Below are 23,667 nucleotides of genomic sequence, written 5' to 3'. Positions count from 1 at the left end.
TTATTTTGCTAAATCGCTACATTTCGCCACCAAAAAGACACAAAAATAGGACGAATCATCGACCCGTCCTTTTGTTTTTAGCCTTTTTCGTTCTAACCACAGCCTGCAATGTTATTCATCAACTGGTTCATCACTCGCATGTCTCATTTCGTAAACTGTCCATAAGGCTAACACACATTCAATGGCTATCACGGTAATGGCCGCAGTCATGCCCCACCAGTGGGCAATAAGCATAAAGATGCCAGCCTCAATGCACAACGCAAAGAGGATGGTAACAATAAGTGATAATATTCTATTCATTCTACGGTAACTGATTTAGCAAGGTTTCTTGGCTGGTCAACATTCCTATCCTTGTTGATGGCGATGTAATAGGCCAGCAACTGCAATGGGACGGAAACAACGAGAGGTGTAAGGCATTCGGGTACGTCGGGCACTTCAAGGCAATGGTCGGCGATGTCCTTCATTGCGTCATTGCCCTTGGTAATGATGGCGACAACCGTACCGCCACGCGCCTTCACCTGCCTTACATTACTGATTATCTTGTCATACAGCGAGTCCGTTGGAGCAATGACCACCGTGGGCATCTCGCTATCTACAAGTGCAATCGGTCCATGCTTCATTTCCGCAGCAGGATAACCCTCCGCATGGATATAGGATATTTCTTTCAGCTTCAACGCACCTTCAAGGGCGGTGGGGTAGTTGTACCCACGACCGAGATAAAGGAAGTTGCGGGCATAGGTGTATATCTTCGACAAGTTCTTGATTTTGTCAGCAAGTCCCAACACATCTTTTATATACCTTAATTCCGCAACACTATTATAAATATAACTTTTTAAGTACCTGAGCAACAAAAAGTTGCTCAGGATTTTGTCATGTCAGATTTTTCACCTATCTTAGTGTTGCAAATCAAAATATGTATCAAACCCGACAGACATGGCAAAGAAAGCAATAAAATCTGAGAAACTCACTCCTTTTGGAGGAATATTTGCAATGATGGAGCAATTTGACTCCACATTGTCATATGTAATTGACACAACCCTCGGTCTAAGATGCAGGCTGTATGGTTATCAATACAGCGAAATCATCCGTTCTCTCATGAGCATCTACTTCTGTGGCGGCTCATGTATTGAGGATGTCACAACTCATTTGATGCCCCATCTCTCGCTTCATCCGACACTTCGTACCTGCAGCTCTGACACTATCCTCAGAGCGATAAAGGAACTGACGCAGGAGAACATTTCATACACGTCAGATACGGGTAAGAACTACGATTTCAATACGGCTGACACCCTCAATACCTTACTGCTCAATTGTATGTGTGCAGCTGGTCAGCTGAAAGAGGGTGAGATGTATGATGTTGATTTCGACCACCAGTTCATAGAAACAGAGAAATATGATGCAAAGCATACATACAAGAAGTTCCTTGGTTATCGACCAGGTGTGGCGGTTATTGGAGATTTGATTGTCGGCATTGAGAACAGCGACGGCAACACAAACGTCCGTTTCCATCAGAAGGACACGCTGAAGAGATTCTTCGAAAGGTTTGAACAGAACAATCTTGTTATCAATCGTTTCAGAGCTGATTGCGGCTCGTGCTCTGAAGAGATCGTGGAAGAGGTTGCCACCCACTGCAAGACCTTCTATATCCGTGCCAACCGCTGTAGTTCGCTCTACAATGACCTCTTCGCTCTCAGAGGCTGGAAGAGGGGAGAAATCAACGGCATTGAGTTTGAGCTGAATTCCATTCTTGTAGAGAAGTGGAAAGGCAAGACATACCGGCTTGTGATTCAAAGGCGGAAACGGATGGACGGTGAGCTTGACCTCTGGGAAGGAGAATACACATACCGCTGCATCCTGACCAACGACTACGAGCCTTCCGTAAGAGAGATTGTCGAGTTCTATAACCTCCGCGGAGGAAAGGAGCGCATCTTCGATGACATGAACAATGGTTTCGGATGGTCCAGATTGCCCAAATCCTTCATGGCAGAGAACACAGTGTTCCTTCTTCTTACAGCACTTATCCGTAACTTCTACAAGGTCATTATCCAAAGACTTGACGTAAAGAGGTTCGGACCCAATAAAACAAGTCGCATAAAAGCGTTTGTCTTCAGATTTGTCTCTGTACCAGCCAAATGGATCAGAACATCAAGGTGGTATGTGCTGAATATCTATACCTGTAATAATGCTTACGCAGATGTATTCCAGACTGATTTTGGATGACGACTACAACTTATGGGTATGATACTGCGTATTGTCTCAAGTCGCATTGTGGGGTAAGGGGGTATTGTAGGCAGAAGTGGGTATTTCAGCCTCAATTTATCTAATAATTCAGTAATGAGAGAACGTGTACACGTAAATAGGACGATGAAGGACTTAGTTGCGGATTTGAGGCTTATGAAAAGCGTATTGCTTTCTCAATACATGCCGTTCCTCTTCGCTCAGCGACAGGAAATAGGCTTTCCATCCCGGACAGAAATTGATGTGCCATCGCCAAAAACGACCCAACAATGACTTGGGTGAACGGTCGTATCGCCGCCTCAGTGGGCACTGCTGACAGTTATGTTTCTTTTCCAATACTTTATCTATTTATCTTTCGTAAAACTCTCGTGGCAAAAATAAGGATTATTTTCAGTGATCAAGCACACAGTTCATTAAAAAAGAGAGGATTTGCTAAGATTCAGAATAACGACGAGCCATCGACCCCAACGGGAGTCGAACTTCAAGTAACCGCACATGATACAATGTGCGGGTCGAAGTGCCTTCCCAATCCACGACCCCAACGGAGGTCGAACCTTTCTACAGATTATATGGTTCGACCCCGTTGGGGTCGGATGTATAGGAGTCATCTGGCCATCCGCAAGTCTTTGACATTGCGGTTAACGGGGGTGAGACCCTTTTCAGGGTCTGTTTGTTTGCACACCTTCATTCTACATAAACGGCTAAATTCAAATATTAAAAGCGTTTACATATTGCAACGTATTTATCTGTTATGCTCCTATTAAATTGTTCTATATCCTTATACTTTTCAACTAAATCCTTTATCACAGGCGCATTTAAATCGACGTTTAGGGTATATTGAACAAAAGCACGTAGCATCTCATAATTATAATTTACTCAAGTTTCGGATTTAGGTTGAGAGGATAGATTTGGGCATAAAAAAGGCTTTGAGGATTTCCGTATGTCACGGAAATTTAGTAATTTAGAGGTGCCCAAACAACTAATTACAATCACTCAAAGCCATGAGCAAAATTACAAAAATTCCATCGGAGATCCGCAACTTTTTCACGGGAAAACGAATCAATCCCGCATTTTCCAAGTTTATGACCCTCCTTGAGGGGATGAGGATTTCAGACAAAGATCTCGGAGGGAAAAAACGTGAGAACTGTCAGCTTACCAACCTTCAACTTTTCCAGATCATATTGATTCTGCCGTTTATGGCCGTCCCGGGTTTTTCTCATTATGCCGGATCGTCAATCTCGAAACTGTTCGGGGGTAAGAAGGACCTACTCTATTCGTTTATGGCCAAGGACAATATAGACTAGCAACATCATCTGGCACATCGCCTGTCATCTCATCAAGGCCGTGACCATAAGGAAAGACTATCAAAAGAGCCATCTTCCGGCAGTGCTTATTGTGGATGATTCCGACCTGCCGAAGACCGGATTGAGGATGGAGTGTATTGGCAAGATATTCTCGCACGTGTTTCAGCGGTGCATTCTCGGCTACAAGCTGCTGGCCCTGTGCTGGAGCGACGGCCGCTCTCAATTTGTCGTGGACTTCTCGATTCACGGCGAGAGAGGGAAGGTCGATGGCAAGGAACAAGGTCTTACGGCCCGGCAGCGCGAGAGGCGCTACAACCGCAAGCGTGACAGAGACTGCCAGACCGAAAAACGCAAGGAAGAGTATTTCGTATCCAAGCTTGAGCGCCTGAAGAGCATGGTGAAGAGACCATTGGAGGATTGTTCGCCGATATATATGAAGGCGTACACGAGCTCACCGTCGTGGAAAAGATCTGGTCAATCATTATTGATGTAATAGCAATCGTGGCTGAGATTTTTACCATTGACGAGAACGAATTGATGGAGCAAATTATACGGGATAACCGCAGGTTCAAGGCCATGCAACTGATCGCTCAGACTGCATAAAACCTAAATCCGAAACTTGAGTAAAATACATAACTGTAATAATCTACTACTAATCTAAAATAAAGCGATTATAAGCTATCCTTTTTCCTGTGTTTGTTTTAAAGTTTTCACCTATACACTTTTTTATCTTTTCCTGTTCTTTTTCTTTATCCATAACCGTTAAATTTTCAAGCAAATCAGCTTCCCATTGTATTTGAAAATCAAGTCCATCAATTTTAGATGGAGTATGATGGTTGCCTATTATAAAGCATATTCTATCAATATTTTTGTTATAGCCTACCTTTTTTAATATTTCTTTCGCTACTGCTGGTCCTTCCTTTTCTTGATAGACACCATCAATAGAACCGTATTTTTTTTGTGCTTCAACCGCACCAATATCATGTAGTATAGCAATAATACTGATGAATTCTTTTTCTTCCTCTCCGATATTTTCTCCGTTCATTATATCTTCTGCATTTTTCAAAACTTTAAGAGTATGCTCTATGCCAAAAGGAATTTCTTTGAATACTTCTTTCATCTCTATAATAATTTTTTCTTTAAACATAAATTACCTCCATTTATACCTTATAGGTGTTTTAGTTCTATCTATCCATTTTTTTGTTGGCCGCTACAATCAGCATCATGGGACGGCGCATTTCATCCTGCATCCCCGGAATATCCATCATGTTTTCCGGCGGCTGCGGCTCCACAATCTGATTTATTATAAAACCATTTGAAAGCAGTGTATTTAGATATGTGGTCAGTGTTCTATGATATTTTGTAACCTTTTCTCCCAAAAACACAGCTGTCCGTTTGCCCTCATAATAATAATTATCCACCGGAAAATGCAGTATTTCTCCTTTTTCGTTATAATGCCAGTCTTGTGTTCCATAGGCAGTAAAAACAGGATGTTCAACCGTAAAAACTAGCTTACCACCAGACTTCAGTATTCTATATATCTTTTTTACTAAAATCTCATAATCTGCTACATAGTGAAACGCAAGTGAACTTAATATTACATCAAAACTCTCCTCTGGGAATTCCACATCTTCTATAGCACAGCATTTATATTCAACCTGTGGAAAATGTGTTTTTTCTTTGGCTACCTCGAGCATTTTATGAGAAATATCAACACCTACAACAGAAGAAGCACCGTGTTCCATCGCATAAATACAGTGCCATCCATAGCCGCATCCTAAATCAAGCACACGCTTATCTTTAAAATCCGGCAGCAGCTTTCTCAATGTTTCCCATTCTCCTGCACCGGCTAGTCCCTGCTGTGAGCGACTCATTTGACTGTATTTTTGAAAAAATATATTATCATCATATTTGTTTTCTTTCATCTGAATTCCCCTCGTTTAAAAAGTTATTTATCTCCGTTGCAATTTTTTTCACTTCTTTATAAAGCTTCTCGGTCATATCGTAGCATTCAAAAAGTGAAAGACCGAGTACTTCAAAAATATGATTAACCCTTTCGGCATATTTTTCAGGTTTATATTCAAAAGTTTCAAGCAGTTTTATAGCTTTCTTTTCGTTAATGCAATAAGCATTATTGCATGCAAATAGTACTTGATTTAAGCATGAAATAATACGAAAAACATGGCCTGCAATATAATATTTATCCTCTGCTCCCGCATTTGCTTTTACAAACATTAAAGAGAACTCTGCTTCAAATATAAAAAAGTTTATCAAGCTCTTCTTTAGAGCACCAGGGTAAATTTCTGCCTGATTTTTTAATTCGCATAAGCTTTCATTCTTAGCATATTGTATCTTGCTGATCGCCAATTCTCCACGATACATAGCACTTATATAACCATGGGGATGCCCAGTCTGATAATTGGCAGTAACAATTCCTTGCTCCGTATCTTTGATTATTTGTTCCACCCGTTTTATATCACGTAAAATCAAGTCAACATGATACCCGTTTATAACTAACCATCCGCCGCCATTAACCCAATCCCCCCACGCTCCGGGAGGTACAACAAGGTCGTTTCTATTCTCATCATCCAATTCTGTAGCAATTTGATTAATCGCTGTCAGGTCAAATGATTCTGAATTGTAATAGATTCCGATATCTATATCAGAATCCTCTGTATGGGTGCCTCTTGCACGTGAGCCCCCTAATACAATGCCTTCTATGCAAGGCAAAGAAGATAATTTCTCTGTTACTATTTGAATTACATTATCTACCATACGAACACACTCCTTTTATCGATTAAAGACAAAATACTTTCTTTCCGTAGTTCTTCGGGAAGTAATCCTTCCCGATCTGCCAAACATACTGGTCGATTTGCTTCAAGCTAAATTTATCCAAGCCATAGAAGGCACGGAAATCAATCAGTATATAAGTCTGAGCTGCTTCTTTCATAACCTCATTTGCAAATACAACCTTAATCCCGGGTCGTTCAAAGCCTACATCCATGCCACCGGCTCCGGTAAACAGGGAAACGGCTATAAGTTTTTTACTCATTTTCAGACTTCTCCTCATCGTGGATTTTAAATATTAAGCAATGCTCTTTTGAGTCCAAATAAATATCAAACTTTGTTTTTCCTTTTTCGACCCCTAAATTGGAGATTACCGACTTCGGCAAGCGAACTCGCATGTCCTGCTGCAAAAGATAGGTGTCTAAGTATATTCTCTCATCCATATCCCATTCTCCTTCTAGTGATGGACTAATTTTACCCTATTTTTAGTCTAAAATCAATCGGTTTGCTACTCTGGACAGTATAATAATATCAAGCCATCTGTACCAAAAAACGGACTTTAACCTGACAATAGTCCTATTGTCTCAATCGTCAAAAAAGTAGTTTCTTGTCTCAACCTATCAAAAGGCAGACTATGACGCTATTGTCAAAACACGAAAAAAGGGATCCCAGGAGACTGCCAAAATCGGCAAATCTCTCGAAATCCCTTTATTTATAGGCTGTTTTAGGACTTTTTTACTGATTCCTTGACAGAAGAACAACCGTCTCCACATGGCTTGAGAGGACAGAATGAATGTCATTTGAGTACGTCCGTTCTCGGAAACATATCCACTTCGCTTTTGGCACTATCGGTATACGGGAACATATCCAATCTCTCTCTGGAATGTATGTAAGCGCCCAATAACGAGGTATATTGAAAATCTCCAAAGTCACTCGACTTTGGAGATTCTTTTCTTTATTTACAATCTGCTTGTACAGTTTCTGACCATGGCAAATAAGCTTCTAGAGCTGCTTTTTTTGCGAAAGACTCTTCATTTGGCAACTTCTCCAAAAGATAGGTGAGATATTTCTCTGAGTCTAAGCCATTTCGTTTGGCAGTTTCTAAAAGTGACAGGATGATCGCGCTAGATTTGGCTCCTTCAAAACTTTGAGAGAAAAGCCAATTCTTACGTCCCATGACTAATCCTTTAATCGCACGCTCAGCCAGATTATTGGATAATACTAAGGAACCATCTGTTAAAACTGTTTTAAATGTTTCCTCATATTTCAAGGCATAGGTGATCGCACGGCCTAACTTCGATCCTGGGAGCACTGATTGATTGCGACACCAATCAAAGAACGTTGTCATCAATGGCGCTAATCTTTCTTTGCGCTTGCACAATCTTTCAGCTGAAGGCAGCTCAGCCCAAGAGGCTTCTAGTGAAAACATCTGGTCACAATAGGCTAATCCCTTGCGCCCCAATGACTGCTTATCTGCCTGTTTCGGCGTTGCTTCAAAAAATTTTCGGCGTACATGTGCCCAACAACCTACTAACTTTGCTTTAGGTAGTTGGCGATACGCTGACCACATATCACAGTGAACATAGCCATCATATTCGCCGAGAAATTCTTGAACAGCTAAGCCACTTCTGCGTTGATCATGATGATAGAGCGTGATTGGCTGTGCTGCTTGTTTTCCTGACAGGAATGTCCAGTAATAAGTCAAGGGAGTCTCATTTTCTAAAACTCTATAAGCTGTTTCATCCGCATGAAGAAGGTCTTGTGTTAATAATTTTTCGTGTAGTAGCTCATAGAGCGGTTCGAAATAATACTGACTAGACTTGATATGCCAATTAGCTATCTCCTTACGGCTAATCGGTAGCCCCATTTTCTGCCAATCCGCTTCTTGTCGATAGTTTGGCACTTTCAGTGTGAATTTCTGATGAATGGTGTGCGCAATAATAGAAGCTGAACCAAGACTATGCGCCAAGGGCGCTTTGGGTACAGGGGCCTTGATGATTTTATCTGTCGCATTTTTCTTGCTACAGGCAACACACTTATAGGCATGCTGAATATGATCCACTCGTTTTAACTGTGCAGGAACATAGATTAATTCTTGTCGTTGCACACACGAGCCGATTTCTTTTAACCTTTCATGACAATCTGGACAGGTACAAGCCTCTCCCATCAATTCATGGTGGATGACCTCTGGTTTAAATTGCTGAAAAATGGCTTGTCGTTTGCCTTTCGCTTTTTTCCGACGATAAGTAATGGTTTCTTCTTCTAAGTTACCTGGGACAGTCACTTTCTTCTTCAGGCAGTTCCACGTCATCAAACAGGCTCAATTGATTCTGGTTATAGTCACGCTTTTCAGAGGATTTACCATAAAGTTTTTTGGTAAGGTAAGCGACTTGTTCACGTAAAAGCGCAAGTTCATTAGACATTGCTTCAATTGTTTTTGTCAGTCTTTCAATCGTTTTTTCTGATGATGACATCTTCGTTAACTCCTCAAGATTTTTCTTTATTATACGCGAAAAAAAGCCGACATTTCAATAGAAATGACGACTTTGACTCTCTAAAATTTTAGGTGTAATAGAAAATCCTTTCATTAACCATTCGACTTGTTCAGGCGTTAAAGCCTGAACTTCCGTAGTATTTCTTGGCCAAGTTAGTTGTCCATTTTCAAAACGTTTATAAAGCAACCAGAAGCCTTCACCATCCCAGTAGAGGGCTTTAAATCGATCACTTTTTCCACCACAAAAAAGAAAGACGGATTTTGAAAAAGGGTCTAAAGCGAATTGTGACTGAATGAGGTAAGCCAGTGAATCGATTCCTTTTCGTAAATCCGTTTTCCCACAAACAATGTAGACGGGCCCCAGATCACTTAAGTTTAGTCCCATAAGCGAACACCTTCTCTAAAATTTCATTTCGTTGAGATACGTCAAGTGATGAGAAAAAGCTGAGCTCAATCGATCCCACTTTACAACGAAGTAAGAGCTCATTTTTAGTTCGTTGTTTAAAGTGTTGCGTGCCAGTTTTGGGCATCGCTAGAGGGACAATGGGTTGTTTCATCATAAAAAACCTCCAATCTTCTGTTTGAATACAGTATAACTGGAGGACTAGATAGATGCGATACACCTTGTTATTGGACGCTTACGAATGTATACCATACTTTTAAAAGGCAGAATAGCATTTTAACTTATGCTACCCTACCTATAACTAAACATTTACAGTTGCATGTGGCCTATTGTTTTTAGCCGTTAAATATTTTATAACTATTAAATAGCGATACAAATTGTTCGAAACTAATATTGTTTATATCATATATTCTCGCATGTTTTAAAGCTTTATTAAATTGATTTTTTGTAAACAGTTTTTCATACTCTTTGTTAACCCATTTCATTACAAAAGTTTCATATTTTTTTCTCTCTTTAAATGCCATTTTTGCTGGCTTTCTTTTTAATACAATTAATGCGCTATCCACTTTAGGTTTTGGATGGAAATAATACCTAGGAATTTTTGCTAATATAGAAATATCTACCTCTGCCATTAACAGCAATGCTAGTGATCTGTTTGTATCTAATAACCCTTTAGCAAAACCATATTCCACTATTAAATAACTTATTGTGGCTGAACTTTCAAAAACAATTTTTCGAATTATATTTGTGCTTATGTTGTAAGGTATGCTGCCAAATATTTTATATGGATTGTGGCTAGGAAATGTAAATTTCAGTATATCATCATTTACTATTTGATAGTTAGGATAATTTAAGAGCTTATTACGAGTTACCTCACATAATTTAGAATCAATTTCTATCGCCGTAACAAAATTACATCTCTTTACCAATTCAGCAGTAAAATGACCTTTCCCTGCACCTATTTCAAAGATGTTATCTTTTTCATCTAAACTTATGCAATTCATTATTTTTTCTATGTGATATTTTGAAGTAATAAAATTTTGACTATCTTTTATATTTACTTTGTTCATTAGAAAACCTCCTTAATTTATTGCATCTCTTTTCGAATATTTATTCATTAATTCCTCTAACCCTGCTTCGGATGTTAGAATTTCAAGATTATTCTCGTTCTTGTAGACCCGCATGACATACCACAGTATCTTATCCTTGTCCAATACATTCACCATACTGTTTTGACATGTGTTTTTTGAGAAAAGAACGTACTCATGGTTCATCCCGATATGCGTATCGGTCTGTATATCAGCAACTTTCTATGTGTTTCAACTACAATAGTCATCTATTCTCATCTTTCTGAGTCCACCCCCTGCAAAGCCCCTCTTTACGACATAAAAATTCGGTCGGAAAAGGTATGCAAAAGATGTTTCTCTCTTTAAGAGAAATATCGTTTTGCTAAACAGTTGATATTGAGGTATCATTTTATCGTAAAAGACATATTTGCTCAACAATTGCTTGACGGAAATCAACAAATTTTAGCATTTTTGTAAAAAAGTCGCTATATAATTTGGTGAATTGGAGTTATTTTCATATTTTTGCATCCCGAAGAGTTTCTCTTAAAGAGAGAAACACCTTTTTGCTCAACAATCCCCGACTTTTTTATTATAGTTGCGGTATCACACCGCAATACAATAGTTATAAATATTGAAATAAAGGTGCAGTGAGACGCTGCACCTCCTAAAGAGAATTGATGATGAGATTGTTGGCGTTGTCAACGACAGAGGTGTCCAATGAGGAGAGGTATATCTGTGTGGTTTTCTCGGAGTCATGCCCCAATGCCTCGCTGATAGTAGATACGGGCACGTTCTTGCTCTTGGCTATGCTTGCCCAGGAGTGGCGGGCTACGTAGGTGGTCAGGGGTACGGACAGGCCTATCATTTCTCCGATTTTCTTCAACTGCTTGGTGATACGGCTATAGGCATTCTTGTACTGTCTCCAGAATATGGCTCCCTCTCCTTTTGCTATAGGGAGCAGGTAGGGAGAATCATCTGTTTTGTACTTCGCCACTATCTCCTGCATGGCAGGTTCCCATTTGATGTGCAACTGTTGTGAGGTCTTCTGACGGCGGTAAATGAGCGTACTGCCATGCAGATTGCTTGGTGTAAGTTGTGCCATATCGATGAACGACATCCCACGGGTATAGAAACTGAACAGGAACATATCCCTTGCAAGCTCCAAACGGGGGTTCAGACTCAAGTCCAGCTCTTTCAGTTGCTTGATGATTTCCAAGGGGAGTGCCCGCTTGACGGTCTTGTCGATGCCGGTATATACATGCTTGAACGGTGAGGAAGAGATGACCAGTCCGTCATCTACGGCATGATTGTAGATGGTGCGCAGGTTGCGGATGTAGAAAGAGGTGGTGTTGCGGCACAGTCCGCTGTCTTTCAGCCACTGTTCATAGCCTTGTATCGTTGTCCCATCGACTTCCTCCAATGGCACATCGCCTCCTTTCAGGTAACGCTGGAGGCTGTTGAGGGTGGTTTTGTACCTTGCTACCATCCGCTTCTTGCCGATGCGTCTCAGTTTTTCGTTCAACTCCAGCGTATAGCCGATAATGCCATGTAATTCTTTTCCCTCATGGAAGTTGTCAACGACGGTGTCTGCTGTATATGACTGCCCTTCCTTGTCCAACCGTGCAATGACCAACAGCAGTTTCTTCCTGTCAGCATCCAATGTATCTTTCAAGGAAAGAAGATAGGCTTGACGTTGTGGAGTGACGGAAGTTGGCAAAATGATGTTTGAATGGTCCGCATCCCACTCTGAGGAATAGATTCTGTACTCTGTATGGATCTGACGTGCCACACGATTGTGTATCACCTGATAATACAGGCGACCCTCTTTCTCTTGAACAGATGATGTTCTGAACTTTAATTTGATGGATGCCATAATGCTCTGACTTTAACATTGAAATTGCAATTATTACCTTTATATATAATATAAGTGACAGACAAACAGGTATAGGAGGGATGGTGCCTCACCGCTCGGCATACAACAGCTGATATTCCACCCACCTCCGTTTCCTAATGGATGCCACTGCTTTTCCCCTCCATTTGCAATAGCTCAGATAGAGTGGCAGGATGTCCCTGTCGCCACGTTCCAATCGGGTGAGCAGGGACGCTTTCGGGTATCGTCCATTGCCTAACAACTTGGCTGGTCCAATCTGGTACGAGAGGGTGGCAAGCAGATAAGCATCCCTGCCATAACGGGCATATAGGCGCAGGTGCCGGAGGAGGTCTGTCCGTAACAGCAAATCTGCACGCTGACGTGTCAGTGTTTTCGGGAAACGCTCTCCCTTCTGTAGCTGGTGACCATAGCCCACATAGCCCGGTGTGGTCTTTGGGTCGTGCCAACCCTCGAAGTGTTTGGTAATGGCTACCATCCGTTCAAACAGTGCCCTGTCAATGGTTTGGCTTTGACAGGGCACGCTACAGATGGCCAACATGCTCAATAGTACGATGATGTATCTTCTCATTACATTATTTTATATAGGAGGTGCGATGTCTCACCGCACTCTAATCAATATCACTACATCATAGTGCGGAACTGCTGAATCTCTTTAATCATGGCTTTCACGTCCTCCCCAACCTGAACGAAGTTCTTGTAGAGGATGCGCTCTCGCTCTTCTTTCAACTTGAACTTATAGAACTTAGGGAGAGGGACATACTCCGATTCCTCCTTCTTTATTTCCGTCATATCGAAGTCGGTCTTGCAGTAGAACTTGGATGTCTTGAACTCCTCGCTCTCCTGGATGTTCATGCTTCCGTTCATCCCGGTCTTGGTGACTACGAAGTCACGGGCGGTCTGTCCACATATCCAACCTGTGGGCATATCGGAGATTTTGCTTGCAGGCACCAGGCTGTCCATATTCTCATTGAGGTTGATGGAGGTCTTGTCACGGTCGATGGTCACGCCCTTTTTGAGTTGCACTACTTTACCGAAGATGTCACTCGACAGCCATTCGAGGGTTTCCTTGGCTCTTGCCGAACCGCTCACCACATTGCCCACGGTGGTGATGATTTTCTGCATACCCACCTTGCCATAATCGGCTTCCAACTGCGGAAGTTCCTGAAAGCCAAGTGCCACGCTCACCTTGTTGCTTCGGGCTGTGCCTATCAGTCGGTCTATCTTGTGGAAATACAAGGTCGGCAACTCATCGACGATGATGCTGACAGGAACGTTCTTGCCCTGTCCTGTATTCACCCTCGTTACAAGGCGGTTGAGAATCAAGGCATTCAGTGCACCGATGATGCTCTCCATCTCGGGGTCGTTGGCAATGAGCAGATAACTTGGATTCTTCGGGTCACTGACCTTCAGGTCGAAGTCATCGCCGTCCTTGTGGAATATCCAGTAAGATTCCTTGGTGGCGAGACGGGAGGTATAGACACGTAGCGTGCCAATCATACCTTCCAACTGCTCCATGGCTTTGTTGGCAAAGGCAGTCTGGAACGGGCCAAGCAAGGGGGCTACCTCGTTGTCGGTCTGAAGTACCTCGAAGATGGTCTGATAACTCTCATTGAGGAACGATAGGATATGTGGCATGTCGCTGTACTTGCCCAACCAATAAGCGGGCTGCACCTCCGCGCCCGAATGGTCGAACACCCGTCCTGTGGGTATCAGCCTTTTCGTCTTTGGGTCTTCACGCCGCTCGGCAATCAGCATCTTTCCGTCCTTGTCGTAGGGCTCCTTGCCGTAGTTGCAGAAGAAATAGATGCAGGCGGCAAGGAAGTTGACGGCAGAGGTCTGGAAGAACTGGTCGCTGCCACCGCCGCCTTCCTTCTTGCCTTTTTGCAGGGATTCAAGCAGGGTCTCGGCGGTCTCGCTCGCTGCGGCAAGGTTGTTGATGTACTTCAACTGGATGGGGTTCACACGGCGCGAATACTCCACATCCACAAAGTTGATGATGTTGAACTTCATGCCATGGGGCATCTTGCTGTCCTTGGCATTCTTGTTCTTCAAGTAATGATAGTAGAGTTTGGTGGCGAGAGTGGGAAACTTATAGTCGTACACCACCATGGCAAAGCCCTTCTCGCTGTGCTGCCTGATAAACGGCTCGATGATGGAGAAGGTCTTACCAGAACCAGGAGTACCCACAACCCATGTGCCACGGAACGGATTGACGATGTTCACCCATCCCTTGCGGAACTTGCCCTTGTAATAATAGCGCATAGGGATGTTCACGCTGTACTTGTTCTCCTGCAACTCCCTGCATTGCTCAAAGCTCTCATTCTCGAAGTTGAAGCGGTCTTTCAGCAGCCCTTCCTTCAGGAACTTAGAGATATTGTCGAGGGCGATATGCACCAATACGACACCGACGATGGAAGTGAGCATATAGAGCCAAGTGTTCAAACGGAGGGTATAGAAACAGGGCATTATCGAATGACCGAACAGCCATACGGACTGCACAATCAGCAGCACTCCCGACAGCAGCGGATAGAGCACCTGCCTGCGAGCGTCAAACTCCAGATGCTTCTTGTTGCGCGTTCCCACACAGGTGATACATATCAGCAGGAACGTAGCCACCTTGCTATACACGAGGTTGCCGTCATGGTAAATCATCCACCGCTTGATGCGAGTGTGGATATCCGTCACTACGCCGCCCAAGAAGTCCAACTGCTCCGGCTCCAGTGCGTAGGCGAAGAACTCCATCAGGATGGAGACATAAATCACCGCCCTGAATATCTTGTAAAAACCCTGTAACTCTTTGCTTTCTTCCATTTACTTTACGATGATGTTGGGTGATAATGAGAAAAGATGAAGGATGCCACGGTGGACACCCTCCAATCCTCTTATGAGTTTTATTCGTAGCCGTTGATGGTCTTCTCAGACTCTACTGTCCACGGAGAAATAGTTGCAGATATGACCTCCAAGGTGTTGCGTACAGGCTTCAATGAATAGCTGTAGGAATGACCCGCTTTCCACGTGTCGTTTGTGAGGAATACGAAGTTCTCCCCATTGCTGAGTTGCAATGTCATGTCTGGCATAACCTGTGCAGGAACATAAAGCGTATATTCCATGTGGTCACTTTGTGGGTCGCCGAAATAATAGGTCGTCACCGACTCGTCACTGCATTCTACCTTTCCGGTCTTGATGTTGAAAGTACCGCTGTCAAAATAACCGACGAACGTGAGTAGGCTTCCTGCAAAATCATTGGTGGTGAAACCGTATTCTGGTGAGGTATAGACCTTGATGATGACACGCACCATCTGATGGGTGAAGTTCAATGTAAGGCTCGGATTGGCGTATGATGCCGCTCCACTGGCAAACAGAAAATCATTGACCTTCTGCTCACTCTGTACAGCTGCCTCCGGCACTTGGAACTCTATGAGGTCGTTGGTAGGATTTGCCGTATAGGGATAGTAGGCATTGAAGGTGTGAGTGTCTGTGTCCGTGAAAAACACCTTGTTGGCTGACACAAACTGATTCGTGCCGCCGCTTCGGGTGAACTTCATATTGTTGATCATCCCTGTGGAAGAGATGCCAATCATATCATTGAGTTCCCACTGGTTGTCAACGGCTCGTGTGGAAACGGCAGGTTGCAGCATCTCCAGATTGGTGAATACCTGAAGCTGCTTGGTTGATGTGCTGTCGGTCACGACCACAGAACCTCCGCCACCGGGCAGGTAAATCTCATTGACGATGTCTTGGTCACAGGACGTGAGGAGCATGGCTCCAAGTCCCAACATTAGAAACAAATTCTTTTTCATGCTTTTTCTTTTTTAATTGTTGTACTTTGATGATGATACGGGTGATACTCGATGTCTGTATATGGGCTAATCCATAATCGTGATGATGGGTCTCGCCTTATGCGGCTGCCACTTGGGAGTCTCCTGTATGGCACCGCTTCCCAGTGAGTAAAGCCATGCCTTGGCGGTCGCTTGTCCTTCTACCTCCGTTGAAGTCCAATACCAACAGTCATCATCCTCATCGGGGATAGGTGTGCCGCCGCATTTCAGGATGTATGGGTTGATGATGTCCTTGGCATGATAGAGCAGACGCATCTGTGCCACACTGGGGATATAGGCACTTTGCCCGTAACGCCACATGTCGAAGACACGCTCAGCCAAAGGCGACTTCACATCGGTCGTGCCATAAAGGGCAAAAGTGTTCTTGTTGCCGTCGTAGGCGGTGAGGTCACAGGATGTGTCCTGTTCCACACCGATACTGTCAGCAAAGGCTTCGGGAGCGATGTCCCACAGATAGACGGCATATCCGTTTCCCTCCATTTCTTCCCTCTGATTGACGTTGAACACCACTGCAATGGCTTGCTTGCACGATTGCTCGTAGGTTTCGTAGGGCATCACCTTGCCGTCAGTGGTCAAGATATGGGTGACCTTCATGGCTGTGTCGGGAAAGTCCTGATGCTCGTCACAGGCAGTCAGCAACACCGTTGCCGCAACTGCCAAGATTGAAAACAGTTTCTTCATACGCATAGTCATTTTACAGGAAGTTTCACACCCAGGACAATACCCGTTCTGAACAGGTCTTCACCCTTGATCATCACATCGGTCTTCACCTGCCAGAAGAGCTTCCAGCCGTGTCTGAGTGTATAGTTTTGCTCATAGCCGAGGTGGATGCCACCCAAGAACCTGTCAGTATCGCTACCTGCCGATGCTCCTATGCGCATGTTGCCATGGTGGTTGCGTCCTCTTGCCACACAGGGCTTATAGGCAAAGCCGAAACCATAACTGCGGTAGTTGTTCCAAAAACTCTCAGGACAGACATGACCGCACGATGCGCACTCGTTCCACTTGATATATCCGTTTGCAAAATACTCCCACGCATTGTGGTACTTCGTCTCATACTCGTAGGACAGCGTCACGTCCAGTCCTCGCTCATACAGGCATCCGAACCCCAAGGATATGCGGTCGCTATTCTGCTGCGCCATTGCCGGAGTCATGCTTGCCATAAAACAGATGACAACGAGTAAGGTATGCACAAGCCAATTCCTCACTCCTAATTCCTCATTCCTAATTCTCATTATTCCTCCTCCAACAGTATATGGTTAAACGAATCGGCAGACAGCACATCCTCATAGTCGATGCTGAGCGAGATGGTGCGTCCACTTATCTGTTTTTCCGACAGCTCGATGGTCAGCACCTTGTCGTTGGGGAAGGTCATCTTCTTCACCACAATCACGTTGCGATAGCCATACTTGAAGGTCTTCGCATCGTCCAACACAAGAGATGGGGTCAGTTCCACTATCTGCGCATTGGTAGCCTTGCTCTGCTTCTTGTCCGATAGTTTGATGCGCATCTCGTCGATGTCGAAGCGGATGTTGGTCTTGTTCTCCACGGAGAAGTCGATGAAGAAATATTCGCCCACGCTGTAGATGTTGTTCAGGCGCATTACCATGCGGTGCATCTTCGTCGCCACGTTGCGGTATTTGGCAGACGATGACCATATCTGACGTGCATACTTGGTCATGTCGGCAGTGGACAGGCTTACAGCGGGATTGTTGTAGGCATTGCGCTCCGAGCATTCTATTTCCTTATCGGTTACTGCCTCCTGCATCCTCGTGGTATAGAGCAGTGCATACTGCGTGCGGTAGCGTTCCGTCACGATTGTCACTATCGCCAACACCTCACCGTCGGCATACACGTTGTCCTTCGGCTTCAGGCGGATGGTGTTGTTGATGGGTTGGTCGCCCACCACCTTGTCTGTGGATATATCGACAAAGCGGATGGGTTCGGAGGCGGTGATGACGGTGGTCACTTGGTCGTTGACCGTCAGCTGCTCCATCTCCATGTAGGTGGTCTGCGCCTTGGCTGAAAGCACGCTCAGCGAAAGCAATGCACAGACATTCATTTTCTGAAAACAATTCATATTAGTTGATTTTTTGATGTTTATACTCTATGAGCCACCGTTCCCGACAATTCCGTTGTCGGGCAGTGTCTATTTCCTTTTCTCTTTCCCATTTACAAGGTAAACAAACGTCCCATACTTCAGCTTCACTTTGTTCTTCTTGATAGCCTTGCTGATGGCATTGCTTGTCTTCTGGTAGGCATTGGTCACGGCTTGCATTCCCCATTGCGAGAAACTGTTGTTCGCTCCACTCTGGTCGATGTTCATGTTGCTCTGCATAGCACCGCTCGCCACATCTTTCGTGGTCTCACGGAACTGGCTGCCGGGGACATACAGTCCCTCCAGTCCGTCCGTGTCATAAAGCGAAAGCGAAACCTTTATCAGCTCGTCATCCACAAGGATGGAGTTGATGCTACCCTTCACTCGCTGCGAACCGAAACCGCTCATGGTGGCATAGAGGTACGACCCTTTCTTCACCACGGTCTCACCAATCTCAATATCGTCCAACAGTCTCAGCCGCACCCTCGACCCGTCCGTAGCCTTCACGTCCTCGTCAATGATGGCCTTGATGAGCTTTGGCTCATGCTCGTTCTGCGTCAGGGTGTTGAAATAGTCCGAAGTCACCTTCACCTTCTTCACCACCTCCTGTGCCTTGTCCTCCTCGTCCAGTGCCTTCACCGCCTTGCTGTCCTCGGCAATCTGACCTTTCACCTCAATCTGCTCCTTGGGAGGCCCAGCCTGTGTGGTATCCTGGGCCACGGGGGCAACTGCCGCCTGTCCTCTCAGCCTCGCTTCGGCGAGTGCCTTGTTGAGTGCTTCGAGTGCTTCCGCTTCTCGCGCCTTGGCATCGGCCACTTCGGCTGCATCGTCCTTCTCTTCTGCCTGACGGACGAGTTCCGCAAGGTCTTCTTCTGTGTACTTGGATTCATACGCTTCTTTCTCTTCTTCGTTGTCACGCTCAATGTTATCAACAGCCGAATAGTCTGCTATGCGACCATACGACTTCGCCATGTTCTCATACTTGCCACCGATGCCGTCACCATTCTTAATCTGCGCTCCGGGCAGGTTGGGGTTCAGAAACTCGGTGGTCTGCAGGTTCTTGTCCTGCGTTTCCGCCACCTCCGTATTGAACATGTCAAAGACAAAATAGCCTGTGGCAATCAACGGGATGTACACGATGGCTGGCAGCATGTACTTCGGCTGACGGAAGTTTATCTTATCTGTTATTCTCATCGCTGTCTGATTTTGATGTTACTGACTTGTCTCGATTCTCCTCGTTGGTTCGATGCGTCACGGGAGGAGTGATGCAATGGGCTGCATTCATCATCTGCTTCATGCGCCCTTCCTGCCGCTCGATGGCACTTGCAGCCTCCGTCCGATGACCGTAATACCGCACCATCCTGTAGATGTTGATGCCGAAGCACGTGGCGACAAAGCCGAAGACGATGACGAGAAACAGCGTCTTGTGGGCATTGGCAAAGCCTTGCACCTTAGCCGCCGCACGGTCTATCCTCGCGGTCTTGGCAAACTTGCGCCCTGCCGCCACCTCCTTCTCATACCGCTTCTTGTACTTGGGGTCGTTCTTGTCGGGCATATCCTCGCCCACAAGCATCCGTCTGATTCCTTTTACACTCATACCGCTAGGATATTAGAAGTTTGACTTCGACTTCTGCTCAATATCCTTGTTGAGCAAGGTTCTCCAGTTCGTGATGAGCAGTCCATGAGGATTGTTCTCCGTCCTCGGCACGCGCTTCACCTGTCCCGCCGTCACCAATTCACGCATCAGAATATTGCTCCTTCGCTCTATCCTTTGCCTACCGTAGTAGGTGAACTCCATCTTCTCCTTGTTGAACTTGATGCTGTCGCAAAAGATGCTGAACACGGCACTCGTACCCATGATATTGTTGTAAAAGCCCTTTTCCTTCAGCGTATTGTACTGCGCCAAACCAGTTTCATCGACCAAATACATCGCCTTCTCCATCGAATAGCGGATGTACTTGTCATCGGGAGCAAGCGTAAAGAAGTAATGGTGGAACATCTCGATATGGCTCTTTGCCTCCACATCCAGCGTTTCCTCCATCGTGGTGCGGTTCACCAGTATGGGCACGTTGCCGTCCAATACATACACCTTTTGCTGCGCGTCCGTCACCATGCAGCGCGCCGTCCAGATGCTCGACACCGAGATGATGATGCAGCCCATGAGGAACGCAGAGCAGATGATGCCCACCAGCTTGATTTTGTTTTCTAAGTTCTTGATTACCATACGTTACTGCTTGTTTGAGGTCTGATTTCTCTTCATTCTCACATATTCACGGTGCAGGATGGTGTATATGTCCTTCTCAACTTCTTCCACCAGTTTGGCGTAATACTTGATGCAAGCCTCTACGTAGATGCCTTCGTATTTCAGTTGGATCCACACCCACCAGATGTCACGTTCACGTCTCCGTCGATTTCTGTAGATTTTGGCACGATGCAAGCGATAACTCAGGTAATCTACCATAGGCACTACATACTCGTCGTTATCCTCAAAGCCTTCTGCCATCTCCTCATACTGTGGGTCGATGTAGTTGTTTTCGGAATTGAAAAACTCTTCCTTTGCACGCTTGTTGGCAAACGCCATGAATTTCTCATCTTTGAGCCAACGCTCAATTTCATTTTTTGCTTTCATTTTTCTTGATGGTTACTTTTATTTGTTTCAATAGGAGGTGCGGTGACTCACCGCACACTCACATGTTATCTCATCACGGTCGCCATGGTTCCCGTAGCCGTCATCTTGGCTTGTTGTGCCACGCCCTCGCCGAAGTTTCGGGTTGAGAAGGCGGTGTCGCCCTCTGGTATCATCCATGCCGCAAGGTCGGGCACGAGGTTCAGGCATTTCAACGCCACGATGCTCGCTGCCATCAGATAGCCTGCCGAGAAGAACGAGTTTTGCAGATAGGCTGCCATCGTCTGCTCACTGGCGGTGATGGCCGTCAGGTTCTCTACCTGTATGCAGAGCACAATATCAAACAGCAACAGGACGTAGAAACCGACGAAGTAGAGCATGGCTCCGTAGAAATGAACTGTCAAATAACGGGTTAGCCACTTCGCCCACGCTCCTTCCCACTTGGGCAGCAACGAAAATGCCCATTGTATTGGACCGAATATAGTGAGCATTCCGAGCAATATCTGCTGACAGTATATCGTCGCCCACCAACCGATGCGGAACACGATCAGGGCTATCAGCATCACTATCTTGTCGATGCCCACCACGGCCCCTGCCGTCAGTGAGGTGAACCACAGTTTGCTGGCATCCTTCTCCATGTTGGTCACTTCGTCCACGCCCGTCTGCTCCATCGTCGCCTCTATCAGGTTGGGGTCTGATGTGCCCTTATGCGCCACGTCTGCCTGTGCCTGGAGGTCAGTGTACATCGAGTCCCTGACATATACCAACTGCTGCACCTCCTCAAACTTGTCGGAAATTTGGGTCGCCTCTGCCTCATAGAGGTCGTGGGTGTAACTGCCGATGCAATTGGGAATATAGGATAGAAAATCCAATACGCACCAGCTGCTGCCGCTGTTGGTCATGCCTGTGTCAGCAGGTGGGTACCACCAACAGAGGATGATGCTCACCACCAAGGGCTTGAACAGTTTCATCACGTCCAACGGTTCGTTCTTCACCATCATCTTGTAGGCCATGCTTGCCGCCACGATGATAGAGAACAGTGCCGCCAATGCCATACACATTTGGAGGATCCACCAGAACGGCCCTTGTGAGCCTGTGAAGGTGGCATCGGTCAGGAACTCGTTGGTCTGGAATATCACATCGTCAATCTCCTCTTCGAGGATGTTGATGCCGAAATCGCTGAGTATGTTGTCTGCCATCAGTGCCTGGTTCTATTGTTGATAATCTCTTTGATAAACTCTATGCCTTTCGGTGTCCATGACAGATAGAAGTGGTAGAAGCAGCGCATCCTGCCTGTGACATATACCGCAATGCCCTTGTCCTGAAGGTCTTCACGCAGTTTCCACATTCCATATTCCTTGGTGATGATGCCTTCCTCTTTGAGGGTCTTCACAATCTTGCCGTAGTAACTTCCGACATATTTGTGAAGCTTTGACATTGAAACTACCTCTAAATCAGATGGCATATAATGCTCATCAACGATGGGTGTCCTGCCGATAACGCTGATTCGCTTCGGCATCCTTGACATCTCCAACTGCCACTTGCCGTTTTTCCTCTTGGCGGCATAGAGACGTAACTGTATTTTTGATATTGATTCCATAGCTATTTCTTTATTTTATGTTCTTTCGATAACAGGAATGACTCCCACGCTCTTCAGTTTCTCATAGAGGAAGCGGCGACCTTTCTGTGTCCATTTGGTGTTCATGCGCACATCCTCCGTACCGTCCTTGTGTTTAATGAGGTAGGTCTCGCTGGTCACATAACCGCAGTCCTTGTAGTCGGCATACAGAATCCACTGCTTGCCACGCTGATACTGGATGTTCATCTCCTTCAGACGTCGGTTGAAGCGGATGGACGACTCGCCATAGTCCTGTGCTATCTGTGTGACCAGGACACTGCTCTTCGTGGCAAGGATGATGTCAAGGTAACTCACCTTGTCCTTCATCTCCGTCACCTCCTGTTGCAGGTCATCCACCTTGGATCCCAACTCAACGATGCGTGTCCTTTGGTGTTCACACTCCTGTTCGACAAGCAGACGCTTTTGTCGTTCTTCCTTCAGATTGACTGCTAACCGTATCAGGAAGTCTGGCTCTGCCAATGCCTTCTCGATGGTCTGCTGTGTCATATAGGCACCATGCTTGCGGATAGAGGGGAGCACCTCCGATGTCACCCACTTGCGGAAACGTTTGGCTTCGGGTTTGCGACTGTCAAGGATGACATCATACAGTCCGTCTTCATTGATAAAGTTTGTAACCTGTTCTCTTCCAAGACTATCCGAGATGGGGTACTTTGAAAGTACATCATCCGAAAGTCGTTGTACCAACTTGCTGGTTTTTAGTCCAAGAACTCTTGCCACATCAGCCAAACAGAACAAGGGTTGCTCTGGTGTTCCTGTGGTTCGGACTGCTCCAAATTCCTCGTTGTTGAAAATCTGAATATCGTTCATATCTCTATGCTGTTTTGTGATTATTTCTTCTCTTCCCTTATTTCTATCTGTTCACACTTTCTTCACCCTCACCGCTGTTGGCATCATCGCCGTCAGTGCCTGTCGAGCTCCTCACGCCCTTCATGTTTTCCTGCCAACGGCTCTTGGCATCGCTGATGATGCTGCCTTTATGTACTACACGGTCGTTGGTGGCTGCCAAGAGGGCGGTAGTCTGGCTTTGGGTGTTGAGCTGCACAAGGTATTTCAGTAGTGTCTCGTTCTGTGTCGTCAGGTCGGCATAGATGCTAAGATACTGCCGCTTTCTCTGTGCATTGGGCATATAGGCATCCTTGGTGGCTTTCACGGCACACTGGTACATATTGTACAGTTCCTCCCACCGACGCTTGTCGTTGATGGTGCCTCCTGTAGGGATGATATGGTCTATGTTCGCCTTCATCTTGTCCAACTGACCGTTGATCTTGCTGCTTTCGGCAA

General features: G+C 45.3%; 26 protein-coding genes and 2 pseudogenes. 2 read left to right on the top strand and 26 right to left on the bottom strand.

Features of this window, described 5'->3' with window-relative positions; translation table 11 throughout:
- Positions 1–111: 111 nt before the first annotated feature.
- Together BACCOPRO_RS13365 and BACCOPRO_RS13360 are read right to left on the bottom strand one after the other, a co-directional pair.
- Complete coding sequence (locus tag BACCOPRO_RS13365; protein WP_005816226.1) at positions 112–300, bottom strand: hypothetical protein; 189 nt, start codon at positions 298–300, stop codon at positions 112–114.
- Positions 297–794: pseudogene (locus BACCOPRO_RS13360) on the bottom strand (SIS domain-containing protein); the annotation flags it as partial. The gene BACCOPRO_RS13365 and the pseudogene BACCOPRO_RS13360, both read right to left, overlap by 4 nt.
- 139 nt (positions 795–933) lie before the next feature.
- Here BACCOPRO_RS13360 and BACCOPRO_RS13355 point away from each other — a divergent pair.
- The gene (locus tag BACCOPRO_RS13355; RefSeq protein WP_007664617.1) at positions 934–2,220 is read left to right on the top strand and encodes an IS1380-like element ISBaov1 family transposase; all 1,287 of its coding nucleotides are present in this window, start codon (positions 934–936) and stop codon (positions 2,218–2,220) included.
- Between the two features lie 153 nt (positions 2,221–2,373).
- On the opposite strand, the gene BACCOPRO_RS17610 is transcribed toward BACCOPRO_RS13355, so the two are convergent.
- Positions 2,374–2,574 carry a hypothetical protein gene (locus BACCOPRO_RS17610; protein ID WP_007837439.1) on the bottom strand — a complete coding sequence of 67 codons (201 nt, stop codon included), beginning with the start codon at positions 2,572–2,574 and terminating at the stop codon, positions 2,374–2,376.
- Between the two features lie 1,008 nt (positions 2,575–3,582).
- On the opposite strand from BACCOPRO_RS17610, the gene BACCOPRO_RS18100 reads away from it, so the two are divergent.
- Positions 3,583–4,035: a hypothetical protein gene (locus tag BACCOPRO_RS18100; RefSeq protein ID WP_007664626.1), complete on the top strand. Its 453-nt coding sequence runs from the start codon at positions 3,583–3,585 to the stop codon at positions 4,033–4,035.
- A 159-nt stretch (positions 4,036–4,194) separates the two neighbouring features.
- Here the strand turns inward: BACCOPRO_RS18100 and BACCOPRO_RS13335 are convergent, their stop codons facing one another.
- The 23 genes and pseudogenes from BACCOPRO_RS13335 to BACCOPRO_RS18550 all read right to left on the bottom strand — a co-directional run.
- Positions 4,195–4,689: an HD domain-containing protein gene (locus BACCOPRO_RS13335; protein WP_007897426.1), complete on the bottom strand. Its 495-nt coding sequence runs from the start codon at positions 4,687–4,689 to the stop codon at positions 4,195–4,197.
- A 37-nt stretch (positions 4,690–4,726) separates the two neighbouring features.
- A complete protein-coding gene (locus BACCOPRO_RS13330; protein WP_007897427.1) occupies positions 4,727–5,467 on the bottom strand; it encodes a class I SAM-dependent methyltransferase in 741 nt (246 codons plus the stop codon).
- Positions 5,448–6,317: a nucleotidyltransferase domain-containing protein gene (locus tag BACCOPRO_RS13325; protein WP_007897428.1), complete on the bottom strand. Its 870-nt coding sequence runs from the start codon at positions 6,315–6,317 to the stop codon at positions 5,448–5,450. Before BACCOPRO_RS13325 ends, BACCOPRO_RS13330 begins: the two co-directional genes overlap by 20 nt.
- Positions 6,318–6,339: 22 nt before the next feature.
- Entirely contained in the window at positions 6,340–6,594 is a 255-nt protein-coding gene (locus BACCOPRO_RS13320; protein WP_007897429.1) for a DNA cytosine methyltransferase, read from the bottom strand.
- A 690-nt stretch (positions 6,595–7,284) separates the two neighbouring features.
- On the bottom strand, positions 7,285–8,640 hold the full coding sequence (locus BACCOPRO_RS13310) for an IS66-like element short variant transposase (RefSeq protein WP_007897432.1): 1,356 nt from the start codon (positions 8,638–8,640) through the stop codon (positions 7,285–7,287).
- Positions 8,597–8,803 carry an IS66 family transposase gene (locus tag BACCOPRO_RS13305; RefSeq protein ID WP_008144451.1) on the bottom strand — a complete coding sequence of 69 codons (207 nt, stop codon included), beginning with the start codon at positions 8,801–8,803 and terminating at the stop codon, positions 8,597–8,599. Before BACCOPRO_RS13305 ends, BACCOPRO_RS13310 begins: the two co-directional genes overlap by 44 nt.
- A gap of 54 nt (positions 8,804–8,857) precedes the next feature.
- A complete protein-coding gene (gene tnpB, locus BACCOPRO_RS13300) occupies positions 8,858–9,208 on the bottom strand; it encodes an IS66 family insertion sequence element accessory protein TnpB (RefSeq protein ID WP_007897433.1) in 351 nt (116 codons plus the stop codon).
- A 353-nt stretch (positions 9,209–9,561) separates the two neighbouring features.
- Positions 9,562–10,296 carry a 23S rRNA (adenine(2058)-N(6))-methyltransferase Erm(G) gene (gene erm(G), locus BACCOPRO_RS13290; protein ID WP_008144450.1) on the bottom strand — a complete coding sequence of 245 codons (735 nt, stop codon included), beginning with the start codon at positions 10,294–10,296 and terminating at the stop codon, positions 9,562–9,564.
- A 661-nt stretch (positions 10,297–10,957) separates the two neighbouring features.
- Positions 10,958–12,166, bottom strand: a complete 1,209-nt coding sequence (locus BACCOPRO_RS13280) for a putative resistance-associated DNA invertase (RefSeq protein WP_005816149.1) — start codon at positions 12,164–12,166, stop codon at positions 10,958–10,960.
- Between the two features lie 88 nt (positions 12,167–12,254).
- Positions 12,255–12,752, bottom strand: a complete 498-nt coding sequence (locus BACCOPRO_RS13275) for a lysozyme family protein (protein WP_005816141.1) — start codon at positions 12,750–12,752, stop codon at positions 12,255–12,257.
- 53 nt (positions 12,753–12,805) lie between these two features.
- Positions 12,806–14,995 (bottom strand): type IV secretory system conjugative DNA transfer family protein, encoded by a 2,190-nt coding sequence (locus tag BACCOPRO_RS13270; protein WP_008144449.1) that lies wholly within the window; start codon positions 14,993–14,995, stop codon positions 12,806–12,808.
- A gap of 80 nt (positions 14,996–15,075) precedes the next feature.
- Positions 15,076–15,984: a fimbrillin family protein gene (locus BACCOPRO_RS13265; RefSeq protein WP_005816138.1), complete on the bottom strand. Its 909-nt coding sequence runs from the start codon at positions 15,982–15,984 to the stop codon at positions 15,076–15,078.
- 66 nt (positions 15,985–16,050) lie between these two features.
- Complete coding sequence (locus BACCOPRO_RS13260; RefSeq protein WP_005816136.1) at positions 16,051–16,704, bottom strand: Lcl C-terminal domain-containing protein; 654 nt, start codon at positions 16,702–16,704, stop codon at positions 16,051–16,053.
- A gap of 8 nt (positions 16,705–16,712) precedes the next feature.
- On the bottom strand, positions 16,713–17,186 hold the full coding sequence (locus tag BACCOPRO_RS13255) for a hypothetical protein (RefSeq protein WP_425285375.1): 474 nt from the start codon (positions 17,184–17,186) through the stop codon (positions 16,713–16,715).
- A 71-nt stretch (positions 17,187–17,257) separates the two neighbouring features.
- Positions 17,258–18,103, bottom strand: coding sequence for a conjugative transposon protein TraN (traN, locus tag BACCOPRO_RS13250; protein WP_005816133.1), 846 nt, complete (start codon positions 18,101–18,103; stop codon positions 17,258–17,260).
- A gap of 69 nt (positions 18,104–18,172) precedes the next feature.
- Positions 18,173–19,315, bottom strand: a complete 1,143-nt coding sequence (traM, locus tag BACCOPRO_RS13245) for a conjugative transposon protein TraM (protein ID WP_005816128.1) — start codon at positions 19,313–19,315, stop codon at positions 18,173–18,175.
- Complete coding sequence (locus BACCOPRO_RS13240; RefSeq protein WP_005816127.1) at positions 19,299–19,718, bottom strand: hypothetical protein; 420 nt, start codon at positions 19,716–19,718, stop codon at positions 19,299–19,301. The genes traM and BACCOPRO_RS13240 overlap by 17 nt, the downstream gene beginning before the upstream one ends.
- A 12-nt stretch (positions 19,719–19,730) precedes the next feature.
- Positions 19,731–20,345 carry a conjugative transposon protein TraK gene (traK, locus tag BACCOPRO_RS13235; protein ID WP_005816126.1) on the bottom strand — a complete coding sequence of 205 codons (615 nt, stop codon included), beginning with the start codon at positions 20,343–20,345 and terminating at the stop codon, positions 19,731–19,733.
- A 3-nt stretch (positions 20,346–20,348) separates the two neighbouring features.
- Entirely contained in the window at positions 20,349–20,750 is a 402-nt protein-coding gene (locus tag BACCOPRO_RS13230; RefSeq protein WP_005816123.1) for a hypothetical protein, read from the bottom strand.
- 65 nt (positions 20,751–20,815) lie between these two features.
- Entirely contained in the window at positions 20,816–21,946 is a 1,131-nt protein-coding gene (locus BACCOPRO_RS13225) for a hypothetical protein (RefSeq protein WP_005816122.1), read from the bottom strand.
- Entirely contained in the window at positions 21,946–22,347 is a 402-nt protein-coding gene (locus BACCOPRO_RS13220) for a hypothetical protein (RefSeq protein ID WP_005816121.1), read from the bottom strand. Before BACCOPRO_RS13220 ends, BACCOPRO_RS13225 begins: the two co-directional genes overlap by 1 nt.
- Positions 22,348–22,362: 15 nt before the next feature.
- The gene (locus BACCOPRO_RS13215; RefSeq protein WP_005816120.1) at positions 22,363–23,193 is read right to left on the bottom strand and encodes a phage antirepressor; all 831 of its coding nucleotides are present in this window, start codon (positions 23,191–23,193) and stop codon (positions 22,363–22,365) included.
- Between the two features lie 43 nt (positions 23,194–23,236).
- Positions 23,237–23,667 (bottom strand): annotated as a pseudogene (locus BACCOPRO_RS18550) (DUF5045 domain-containing protein); the annotation flags it as partial.

The sequence above is a fragment of the Phocaeicola coprophilus DSM 18228 = JCM 13818 genome, assembly GCF_000157915.1.
Classification (GTDB): domain Bacteria; phylum Bacteroidota; class Bacteroidia; order Bacteroidales; family Bacteroidaceae; genus Phocaeicola; species Phocaeicola coprophilus.
The sequence above is the reverse complement of the archived record's forward strand: the minus strand, read 5'-3'. Positions and strand labels throughout refer to the sequence as shown.